A 10,117-nucleotide genomic window follows, 5' to 3' on the forward strand; every position below is an offset into this window, starting at 1 on the left:
CACCCGCGTGTCCAGTCGAGCGATCCGCCCTGTCACGGCCTCGCCTGGGAAAGCGTCCGCCGTCGCCAGGATGGTCTGACCTTCGCGCAATTGCGCCAGGCGACGCTCCGGCACCTGGAAATCGACGCGCATCACCGTCGTGTCGTCCAGAGTGACGATCGGCGCTCCGGGGTTGACCAGGGCGCCCGGCGCCACATCCGAGAGCCCCACCACGCCCGCGAACGGGGCTCGGATCACCCGGTCCGCCCGACGCGCCTGGGCGGCGGCGACATCGGCCTCGGCCGAGCGCAGACTGGCTTCAAACTGGTCGATCGCCGCTTTGGACGCAAAGCCCTGGTCCCCCAGCGCCTTGTATCGATCGTAAGCCCGCTGCGCCTGCACTCGCCGCGCTTCGGCCTGAGCCACGCCCGCGTCCTGCTCGGTGTCGCGCAACTCCACCAGAACGGCCCCGCGCGCCACCTGCTGACCGTCGCGAAACCGCACCCGCTCCACCAGTTGCGTCGTCGCCGCGGTCAGGGTCACCGATTGACGGCCCTTGGCCACGCCCAGCACCTCGGTGACGTCCTCAAACATCCGAGGCTGAACCACCGCCACCGAGACCTGGGTCGGGCCGCCGAAGCCGCCCCGGCGGGCGCCGCCGCCCGGGGGCCCGCCGCCGCCACCCGCGCCGGCCCCGGGTGGACCGCCCTGGGCCATGCCCTGCCCCGGCGCCTTACTCAGCAGCTTCAGGCCTCCGGCGACCAGCATCAACGCCAGGACGACCACGGCTGAGATCAGAAAAAAGTGACGCTTGAACAAACCGTTGCGCTCCGCCGCGCGCCCCCCCGGCGCACGCTTGCATTCACCGGTCCATACACGCGGTCCGATGACAGCGGAATGGCTATGCGTTTCCGCTCTGCAACGTAGAGACGGCTTGTATGCCTAGCAGGCGTTTAGGCGTCGTAACCGGGCAGTTGGCGATCAAGTTTGCGCAGGCAGCCTGGCCACGCCAGCGCCCCACCCACGCCTCGCTGAGTCTGCTTACGCACTTCCGCCTGCGACGCCTCCGGGGCGGTCAGCACGCCATCGCGTCCCGCCGACAGCGCGGCCACCTGCATCTGACAGGCGCGCTCAAGGTAGTACATCCCCACCCAGCACTCCGCAGCCGTCTCGCCGACCGAAAGCGTGCCGTGATTACGAAGCAACATCAGATGCTTGTCGCCGATATCCGCCACCAGACGTTCCCGCTCGTCATGGTTCAGCGCAATGCCTTCGTAGTCGTGATAGGCCAGTCTCGGCAGCACGATCAGCGCATGCTGGGACAGCGGCAGCAGGCCATGCTTCTGCGCCGCCACCGCCACGCCGTGATCAGAATGCAGATGCATCACGTACTTGGCGTCATCCCGCGCCGCGTGCACCGCCGAGTGGATCGTGAAGCCCGCCGGATTGATGAAGTAGGGCGTCTCCTGAAGGATGTTGCCGTCCAGGTCGATCTTCACAAGCGATGAGGCGGTGATTTCATCGAACATCAGCCCATAGGGGTTGATCAGGAAGTGGTGGTCCGGACCCGGCAGGCGCGCCGAGATATGGGTGTAGATCATGTCGTCCCACCCATAGAGCGCGACCAATCGATACAGAGCGGCGAGGTCCACCCGGGCCTGCCATTCCTCTGCGCTGACCCGACCCTTGAGCGAGGTGATCCCCGCGACTGAACCGTCCGCCATGACCGTCTCCATCCTTGTTGCGGCGAGAGTCGCGCCGGACGCCTCCGACGTCAAGCCGAGCGGACCCTGCGGATCGCATCTCGCCATCGCCCGAAGGCCGCGTCCCGCGCATCTCCGGCCATAATCGGCGCGAAAGGCTCCACGGCCGGCCGCGCCGCCGCGGCCTCCGTCACATCGGCGAACACGCCGGCCCCGATGCCGGCGAACAGCGCCGCGCCCAGCGCCGTGGTCTCTTCGAAGATCGCCCGATCCACCGCCACCCCGGTCAGATCCGCCAGCCGCTGGCTGAAGAACGCGCTCCGCGCCATGCCGCCGTCGATCCGCAGCGTCGCGTCCGGCCCCAGCGCGCCCGGCGCGTCCATGCGCATGGCCTCGATCAGATCGCGGGTCTGCAGCGCGCAGGCGTCGAACGCCGCCCCGGCGATCTCCGCCAGCCCTGCATCTCGGGTCAGCCCCAGGATCGCACCCCGCGCCTCGGCGTCCCACCACGGCGCGCCGAGCCCGGTGAAGGCCGGCACCAACACCACCCCCAGCTCCGGATCGGCTTGGGCCGCCAGCGCCTCGGCCGCCTGGGGTCCGCCCGCGATGCCCAAGCCCTCGCCCAGCCACTGGATCGCCGCCCCGGCGATGAAGATCGAGCCCTCCAGCGCATAGGTCGTCCTACCGCCCACCCGCGCCGCAACCGTCGTCAACAGGCGCGCCGTCGAGATCGGCGCCGCCTCGCCGGTGTTGAGCAGCATGAAACAGCCCGTCCCGTAGGTCGCCTTCATCTCGCCAGGCCGGATGCATCCCTGCCCCATCAGCGCCGCCTGCTGGTCGCCCGCCACGCCCCGGATCGGGATCTCCGCACCCAGCACGCCGGCGTCCGTCGTTCCAAAGTCGTCGGCGCAGTCCTTGACCTCCGGGAGCAGACCGAGCGGCACACCCAGCATCTCGCCCATCGCCTCAGACCAGCCACCGGCCCGGATGTCGTAAAGCAGGGTCCGTGAGGCGTTGGTGGCGTCCGTGGCGTGGATGCGTCCGCCTGTCAGCTTCCAGATGACCCAGCTGTCGATGGTCCCCGCCAGCAGATCGCCACGCGCCGCGGCCTCCCGGGCGCCTTCGACATGGTCCAGCAGCCATGCGAGCTTGGTTCCGGAGAAGTACGGATCGAGCAATAGCCCGGTGATCTCGGTCACCTTGGGTTCCAGCCCCCGCGCACGCAGCGCCGCGCAAACCGGCTCGGTCCGCCGATCCTGCCACACCACCGCCCGATGCACAGGTCGTCCGGAGCGCCGGTCCCACAGCACCACGGTCTCCCGCTGATTGGTCACTCCGATGGCGGTCACGTCTGCGAGCGCGCGCCCAGCCGCCTCCACCGCCTCCCGCAACACGGCGACCGACGCCTGGAAGATCGCCTCGGCATCGTGCTCGACCCAGCCGTCCTCGGGATAATGCTGTTCCAGAGGACGCCCGGCTTCGGCCAGCGCCCGGCCGTCGCGCGTGAACAGGATCGCCCGTGTCGAGGTGGTGCCCTGGTCCAGCGCCAGGATCAGCGGTTCGCCCATGGAAATCCTCTCTCCTTCGCCCCGGTGTTTAAGCCCATCTTCATTCGACCGGTTCAGACTTCGATAACCCAGGTCGGACTGTAGAACATAGGAGACCGGTGTTGAGCGTCGCGGTGGGCGGGGACACCCTGCTGAACCTGGCCAAGAGCCGCCAGCCGGTGGATCGCGAGCGTCTGCTGCTCGCCATCGCGGATCTGTGCGAGGCGCCCCATGCAGACGAAGCCATGCGCGCGCCGCCCATTCAGGCGCTGTTGTCTTCGATCTTCATGAGCCTGGTGGTCGAGGCCGAGCGCGACATCCGCAAGCGCCTTTCCGAGAAGCTGGCCTCCGCCGACTGGGCGCCGATCGCACTCGTCAATGTGCTGGCGCTGGATGACATTGAGATCGCCCGCCCGATCATCGCCCAAAGCCCGGTGCTGCAGGAGCATGATCTGGTGCGCCTGCTCGTCGAGGCGACCATCGAACACCAGATCGAGGTGGCCCGCCGGCCCCACCTGCCGTCCAACGTGGTCACAGCGATCCTGCAAAAGGGCGAACCGGCCGTGCTTACAGCCCTGGCCGGCAACACAACGGCCGACGTCTCGCCCGCGGACATGGAAGAGCTGGTCGAAGCCGCACGGCAGATCACCTCCCTGCACGAACCCCTTTCTGAACACCCTCGCTTGAGTGGCCAATTGGCGCGGCGGCTCTATCTCTGGGTCGGACATGCGCTGCGGCAGGGTCTGGCGGACCGCTATCGCTTCGACGTCACGATCCTCGATGAAGCCTTGGCCGCCTCAGTGAGGGAGGCCCACGGCCCCGCAGGCAAGGTCCGCGCCCCTGCCGTCTCTGAAGTCGCCCCCGTCACCGCCCGAGAAGGCGAGCGCGAGGTGATGGAAATGCGCCTCCTGGAAAAGCTCAAAGCTGCCAACCAGCTTCGCCCGGGCTATCTGGTGCGGGCGCTTCGCGCGGAGAGGTTCTCATTGTTCGCCGGCGGCCTGGCGCTGCTCGGCGGCTATGATCCGACACAAATCCGCGCTGTGCTCGATTCCGATCGACCGGAGTTGCTGGCGCTCGCTTGCGCCGGGGTCGGCATTGATCGAAGCGCCTTCCCGGACATTCTCGACATGATCCGGGCGCAGAACCACGGCAATCCCGGCGGCGGGGCCGAGGGCGCACGCAAAGCGATCACCGCCTTTGCCCCCGTCGCCCCCGACATCGCCGCCGCCGCCTTCCGTCAGGCCGTCCGCACGCTCAAGGCCGCCTGATCCGTACGCCAACGGGGTTTGACAGCCCCGCGCAAGTTGGGGCTTCTGGGCGCCGATGAGAAAAGCCTTCGTCACCCGCCTCACATTCGTCGCCAGCAGCCGGCCCGAGGCCCAGGAGGCCCGCGACCAGCTCGTCGCCCGCTACGGCGACGCCGGCCTCGACAACGCTCAGGTCATCGTCGCCCTGGGCGGCGATGGCTTCATGCTGGAGACCGTCCATGAGCTGATGCACTCGGGCAAGCCGATCTACGGTATGAACAAGGGCTCGGTCGGCTTCCTGATGAACGAGTTCTCAGACGACGACCTGCTCGGTCGGATCAACGCCGCCGAACAGGCCGAAATCCACCCTCTGCGCATGACCGCCGTTGACGTTCAGGGAAAGAGCCACGAGGCCATCGCCTTTAACGAAGTCAGCCTGCTGCGCACCACGCGCCAGGCGGCCAAGCTGCGCATTTCCGTAGACGGCAAGGTGCGCCTGTCCGAGATGATCTGCGACGGCGCGTTGATCTCAACCCCCATGGGCTCGACCGCCTACAACCTCTCGGCCCACGGCCCGATCATTCCTCTGGAATCGAAAATTCTGGCGTTGACGCCGATCAGCGCCTTCCGCCCCCGCCGCTGGCGCGGCGCATTGCTCTCCCACACCGCCCGCCTGCGCCTGGAAGTGCTGGAAGGCGCCAAGCGCCCGGTCAGCGCCGTGGCCGACAACTTCGAGGCTCCCAACGTGGTCGAGGTCTACATCGCCGAAGACCGCGACGTGTCGATATGCATGCTCTTCGACGCCGGCCGCAGCCTGGGCGAACGCGTGCTCGCAGAGCAGTTTTCGGTCTGACCCTGCCTCCCCCGCGAAGCGGCGGGAGGTACGCAAGACGAGACCTCACACGAACTTCGGCTTCCGCTTCTCCCGGTGCGACGCCAGTCCCTCCGCCGCTTCCGGCCCGGTGAAGCCCAGGAACTCCAGCGCCAGCGAGGCGTCGAAGGCCGGGCCCGCCGTGCGCAGCCAGTGGTTCAGGGCGTGCTTGGTCCAGGCGATGGCGCGGGGCGCGCCCGTGGCCAGCTTGGTCGCCACGGCCAGAGCGCGGGCGTCCAGATCTGCGTCGTCCGCTACGAGCGAGATCAGGCCGATCCGTTCGGCCTCCGCCCCGTTGAGCGGGTCGCAGGTAAGCAGGTAGTACTTGGCCTTGGCCATACCGCAGAGCAGCGGCCAGACAATCGCAGCGTGGTCGCCGGCCGCGACGCCCAACCGCGTATGTCCGTCAATGATCCGGCAATCCGGCGTGGCGATCGAAACATCCGCCAGCAGGCCGCAGACTAACCCCGCCCCGACCGCCACCCCGCGCATGGCGCTCACCACGGGCGTCTGGCAGTCGACAATGTTCATCACGATGTCGCGCGCCTCGCGCATCACCCGGGCCCGCACCTCGAAGTCGTCGACGATCCCCTGGATCATCTCGAAGTCGCCGCCGGCGGAAAACGCATCACCTTCCCCGGTCAGGATGGCGCAGCGCACCTCAGGGTCCGCATCCACGTCGCGCCAGATCTCGGCCAGCTCGCGGTGCATCACCGCGTCCGCCGCGTTGAGCTTGCCCGGATTGCTCATCACGATCCGCAGTACGCCGGGCGCCGGGCGCTCGAACTTAAGCCGCTTGTAGACGGCGTATCGGTCAGTCATCGGGCCGCCCTCAATAAATCGTGTAGCCGCCGTCGATGGTGAAGCTGTCGCCGGTGTGGAACTTCGAGGCCTCAGAGGCGAGATAGACCGCGATGCCCGCGAAATCCTCCCACTCGCCCCAGCGGCGCATGGGCACCCGGCCCATGATCACCTTCTCGTTGAACTTGTCCCAGCCTTGCGAGCCCGCCGTCATGTCGGTGGCGATCCAGCCGGGCAGGATGGAATTGGCGCGGATGCCGTAGCGCGCGTACTCCACCGCCAGCGCGCGGATCATCGACAGCACCGCACCTTTGGTCGAGGCATAGGCCTGATTGCGCGGCGCGCCGTGCACCGCCGAGGTCGAGGATGTCACCACCAGAGAGCCGCCGGGTTCACCCGCCTTGGCGCGCTCGATCATCGGCTTCACCGCCTCGCGGAACGTCCAGAACACGGCATCGAGATTGACCGTGGTCACCCGCCGCCAGCGCTCGGTGGTCATCTCCTCGAAGGCGCCGCCGCCGCCGACGCCGGCATTGGCCGCGCAGAAGTCAAGCCGGCCGAACCGGTCCACCACCTCGGCGACAGCCGCCACGATCGCCGCCTCGTCGGTGACGTCCACCTGCTGGACGAGCACCTCGCCGCCGTGTGCTTCCAGCGCGGCCTTCGCCTTGGCGTTCTTTTCGGGGTTCTGGCCCCAGACCGCCACCTTGGCGCCGGATGCGGCGAGACCCTCGGCCATGCCCAGGCCGATGCCGCCATTGCCGCCGGTGATCAGAGCGACCTTGCCGGTCAGGTCGAAGGGTTTGAACGCCATCTTGAAAGTCCTCCCGTTTGGTCGAACCCTGTCGGGCGTCCCTGGGTGGACGTCAAGCCGCCTCGATCTCGCGCACGTTCTCGATGCCCGCGCCCTTTAGCGCTGCGATCAGTTCGATCACCACCGCACCCAGCACCTCGGTGTCGCGCCCGCGCACCACGAGATTCGAACCGTATCCATCGGCCCCGAAGAACGGATAGCTGCCGAGGCTCATGTCCGGGTGCGCCTTGGCGACCGCCTCCAGCGGGGCTGCGATAACGCCCTCGCCCGAACCCTCAACCCGCACGGTGCGCGAGACGGTGGGCCGGCCGCCGCGCATGCGCGGGCCCACATCTTCGAGCATTCCGCGCATGATCGAGGGCACGCCGGCGAGCGTGAACACATTGCCGATGGTAAAGCCGGGCGGTCCCTGCACCGGGTTCTTCACCAGATCGCCGCCCACCGGCACCCGCGCCATCCGCCGCCGCGCCGGGGTCAGTTCGCCGCCCCAGCGGGCCTCCATCATCGCCAGAATATCGGGATGCTCATGCAGCTCCACGCCAAAGGCAGCCGCCACCGCATCAGCCGTGATGTCGTCGTGCGTGGGCCCGATGCCGCCGGTGGTGACCACATAGTCATAGCGTTCGCGCAGCGCGTTCAGCGCCGCCACGATCTCTTCCAGTACGTCCGGCACCGTCCGCGTCTCGGCCAGATCCACCCCGATCACGCTCAGATACCGCGCGATGTCGCGCGTGTTGGTGTCCTGGGTCCGACCCGACAGGATCTCGTCCCCGATCACCAGCACCGCAGCCGTCACCCGCTCGTCGCTCACTCCGGACATCCCGCCTCCGCTATCTCTGCGCGCATCCATACCAGCCGACACAGAGCTTGCGAGTCGCCTGTTGTCGAACCAGGGATGAGTCCGGATCAACACGGATGGCTTGCCAGCCCGGATCGCATCGCATTCGTGATCATCCGTTCTGATTCATGGGTCCCGATAGGGCTGTCCGATGCACTTCCCCTCCCCGCTCACGCGCGGCGCCCTCGTCCAGCGCTACAAGCGCTTCTTCGCCGATGTCGCCCTCGACGACGGAACCGAGATCACCGCCCACTGCCCCAATCCGGGCGCCATGCTGGGCCTCAACACGCCGGGCCTCCGCGCCTGGGTCTCCCGCTCAGACGACCCCAAGCGCAAGCTCGCCCATACGCTGGAGCTGGTGGAAGCCGACGGCGGCCTGGTGGGCATCAACACGATGCATCCCAACCGCCTGGTCGCCGAGGCCCTGACCGCCGATGCGATCCCGGAACTGGCCGGCTATGCCTCGCACCGCCGCGAAGTGCGCTACGGCGCGGCCTCCCGCATCGATTTCCTGCTCGAGAGCCCTGGCCGCCCGCCCTGCTGGCTGGAGGTCAAGAACTGCCACCTGATGCGCGAACCGGGCCTCGCCGAGTTCCCGGATTGCGTCGCCGCCCGCTCGCTCAAGCACCTGAACGAACTTTCCACAATGGTCGCAGAGGGCCACCGCGCCGTGATGCTGTTCGTTGTTCAGCGCACCGACTGCGACCGCTTCGCCGCCTGCGCCGAACTCGACCCGGCTTATGCGCGAGGCCTGCTAGAGGCCGCTGAGGCGGGCGTCGAGGTGCTGGTGCGCGGCTGCACGATCTCGCCGGAGGCGGTAGCCCTGGCTCAGGCCATCCCTTGGCGCGACGCGCCTATCCGGCCACAATAGCCGGCAGTCGATAACGGCCGTCGAGAAGTTCCGGTCGGGGCAGATAGGCCCGGAAGCTTAGGGTGAAGGGTCCCGAGGCCGGCGCCGGCAGCCAGTTTGCCGACCGCGCGCCGCCCGGATCGGACCGTGCGATCCAGATTTCCAGAGAGCCGTCCGCGCCGCGGGCCAGGCCCGGGGTCCGGTCGCCGATGGAGTAGCGGCCGAGCGGGTTCTCCACGAGGAAGAACTGCCCCTCCGGCGTGGCCTCATACATTGTCAGCGACCAGAAGGCGTCGACCGGTGGCTGCGCATTGCCGGGAAACTTCAAAACATAGGGGCCATCCCCGGAGAACATCCGGCCCCGGTCGCCCACCGGGTTCATGTACATCGCCTCGGCGGCCGGGAGCGCCGCCAACCCCGCCAACGCCACGCCGGCGCGGAAAACGTAGTCCTGACCATAGTCGCCAAGATTTGACTTGGGATAGGACCAGCCGCCACTCGACGGGCCGGGCCGAACGCTCTGCAACGCCGCGCGCGCCGCCGAGACACCCGCCTCGATCTCCGCCCGCGCCGCCGGGTCGTGCCGGGCGGCGTCGAAGCGCCCATCGGCGCTCAACCCCAGGGCTGCGATCCGCGCAAACAACGCACCGTCCGTCGCCGGAGGCGGATTGGCCGCGAGCAGAGCAGCGACGCTCATGAAGTAGTCCATGGCCGGGGCGGCGCGCGCCGCGAATGTCGGCGGAGGCGGCGCAACCGATCCTGTCAGCCCGAGCCCGTCCTGCACGGCATGCACCGCCGCCAGGTCGCTCGGACCGTCAACCAGCGTTCGCGCGAGCAGCCAGCCTTGCGGCGTCGACAGTCGCACCACCCGCGGCCCCGATCCTGCCTGCCCCGGCCCGACGATGGTGAAGCGCCCGCCGCCTCCGCCGCTCGTCCGCGTGCCGAGCACGAAGTCGTTGTCGGTGTAGAAATTCATCCCCGCCACGGAAATGTAGCGGTCGCCGGTCGGAGGGATCGTCAGCGTCACCGGCCCCCGGGTCAGGTCCAACCAGGCGCTGGAATAAAGCGTGTCGTTGTTGGGCGCGGTCACCGCCCGGCTTTGCGGTCCGGCCAGCGCGCGACTGTGGACGAACCGGTTGATCGCGCCGGCCATGCCGCCCCGCCCGGTCAGCGCCCGCGCCCGCGTCGTGGCCATCTCGATCAAGGGCAGGCCATAGAGCCACGCCGCCTGCGCCGAGGCCCGCAACGTCGAGTCCTGCGCCAACGCGCCGCCAGGTGCGGCGGCGGCGGCCAGGGCGGCGATCAGTTCCCGCCGGTTCATCGGCTCTTCCCCCTCAGAATGCGTACTTCAGGCTCACCCGCACCTGCCTGGGCTCGATGGGATGGAAGTGAATGTCCTCCACCCCCTCCGCCGGCTCGCCCGGCAGCCGCGAAGCGTAGAAGTAGGTGATGTCGTGGTCCCGGCTG

The 10,117-nt window shown here is 68.4% G+C and carries 10 protein-coding genes; 3 read left to right on the plus strand and 7 right to left on the minus strand.

The genetic code is table 11. From position 1 onward, the window contains the following. The 3 genes from ACIQ3R_RS10580 to glpK all read right to left on the minus strand — a co-directional run. A partial coding sequence (locus tag ACIQ3R_RS10580; RefSeq protein WP_397418215.1) for an efflux RND transporter periplasmic adaptor subunit occupies positions 1-798 on the minus strand: 798 nt, incomplete at its 3' end. Positions 799-932: 134 nt separating this feature from the next. Continuing rightward, entirely contained in the window at positions 933-1,703 is a 771-nt protein-coding gene (locus ACIQ3R_RS10585) for a class II aldolase/adducin family protein (RefSeq protein ID WP_397418218.1), read from the minus strand. A 50-nt stretch (positions 1,704-1,753) separates the two neighbouring features. Next, positions 1,754-3,250, minus strand: a complete 1,497-nt coding sequence (gene glpK / locus ACIQ3R_RS10590; protein WP_397418221.1) for a glycerol kinase GlpK — start codon at positions 3,248-3,250, stop codon at positions 1,754-1,756. Positions 3,251-3,351: 101 nt separating this feature from the next. Between glpK and ACIQ3R_RS10595 the strand changes: the two genes are divergently transcribed. Both ACIQ3R_RS10595 and ACIQ3R_RS10600 read left to right on the plus strand, forming a co-directional pair. After that, the gene (locus ACIQ3R_RS10595) at positions 3,352-4,497 is read left to right on the plus strand and encodes a DUF2336 domain-containing protein (RefSeq protein WP_397418224.1); all 1,146 of its coding nucleotides are present in this window, start codon (positions 3,352-3,354) and stop codon (positions 4,495-4,497) included. A 55-nt stretch (positions 4,498-4,552) separates the two neighbouring features. Beyond that, complete coding sequence (locus ACIQ3R_RS10600; protein ID WP_397418227.1) at positions 4,553-5,329, plus strand: NAD kinase; 777 nt, start codon at positions 4,553-4,555, stop codon at positions 5,327-5,329. A 45-nt stretch (positions 5,330-5,374) separates the two neighbouring features. Here the strand turns inward: ACIQ3R_RS10600 and ACIQ3R_RS10605 are convergent, their stop codons facing one another. Genes ACIQ3R_RS10605 through ACIQ3R_RS10615 form a run of 3 tightly spaced genes read right to left on the minus strand, consistent with a single transcriptional unit; the run spans position 5,375 to position 7,782 of the window. Then, entirely contained in the window at positions 5,375-6,169 is a 795-nt protein-coding gene (locus tag ACIQ3R_RS10605; RefSeq protein WP_397418230.1) for an enoyl-CoA hydratase/isomerase family protein, read from the minus strand. 10 nt (positions 6,170-6,179) lie between these two features. Further along, on the minus strand, positions 6,180-6,962 hold the full coding sequence (locus ACIQ3R_RS10610; protein WP_397418233.1) for an SDR family NAD(P)-dependent oxidoreductase: 783 nt from the start codon (positions 6,960-6,962) through the stop codon (positions 6,180-6,182). Positions 6,963-7,014: 52 nt separating this feature from the next. Further along, positions 7,015-7,782 carry a competence/damage-inducible protein A gene (locus ACIQ3R_RS10615; RefSeq protein ID WP_397418236.1) on the minus strand — a complete coding sequence of 256 codons (768 nt, stop codon included), beginning with the start codon at positions 7,780-7,782 and terminating at the stop codon, positions 7,015-7,017. A 169-nt stretch (positions 7,783-7,951) separates the two neighbouring features. On the opposite strand from ACIQ3R_RS10615, the gene sfsA reads away from it, so the two are divergent. Then, positions 7,952-8,671, plus strand: coding sequence for a DNA/RNA nuclease SfsA (sfsA, locus tag ACIQ3R_RS10620; RefSeq protein WP_397418239.1), 720 nt, complete (start codon positions 7,952-7,954; stop codon positions 8,669-8,671). Here the strand turns inward: sfsA and ACIQ3R_RS10625 are convergent. Next, complete coding sequence (locus ACIQ3R_RS10625; RefSeq protein ID WP_397418242.1) at positions 8,655-9,971, minus strand: DUF1254 domain-containing protein; 1,317 nt, start codon at positions 9,969-9,971, stop codon at positions 8,655-8,657. The genes sfsA and ACIQ3R_RS10625 overlap by 17 nt on opposite strands. Positions 9,972-10,117: the final 146 nt, after the last annotated feature.

Origin of the sequence: Phenylobacterium sp., from assembly GCF_044371015.1 — a bacterium.
GTDB lineage: Bacteria > Pseudomonadota > Alphaproteobacteria > Caulobacterales > Caulobacteraceae > Phenylobacterium.

Coding starts and splice junctions, on each gene's coding strand:
- ACIQ3R_RS10600 (WP_397418227.1), top strand. CDS start 4,553: ATGAGAAAAGCCTTCGTCACCCGCCTCACATTCGTCGCCAGCAGCCGG.
- ACIQ3R_RS10625 (WP_397418242.1), bottom strand. CDS start 9,971: ATGAACCGGCGGGAACTGATCGCCGCCCTGGCCGCCGCCGCCGCACCT.
- ACIQ3R_RS10615 (WP_397418236.1), bottom strand. CDS start 7,782: ATGTCCGGAGTGAGCGACGAGCGGGTGACGGCTGCGGTGCTGGTGATC.
- glpK (WP_397418221.1), bottom strand. CDS start 3,250: ATGGGCGAACCGCTGATCCTGGCGCTGGACCAGGGCACCACCTCGACA.
- ACIQ3R_RS10605 (WP_397418230.1), bottom strand. CDS start 6,169: ATGACTGACCGATACGCCGTCTACAAGCGGCTTAAGTTCGAGCGCCCG.
- ACIQ3R_RS10585 (WP_397418218.1), bottom strand. CDS start 1,703: ATGGCGGACGGTTCAGTCGCGGGGATCACCTCGCTCAAGGGTCGGGTC.
- ACIQ3R_RS10610 (WP_397418233.1), bottom strand. CDS start 6,962: ATGGCGTTCAAACCCTTCGACCTGACCGGCAAGGTCGCTCTGATCACC.
- sfsA (WP_397418239.1), top strand. CDS start 7,952: ATGCACTTCCCCTCCCCGCTCACGCGCGGCGCCCTCGTCCAGCGCTAC.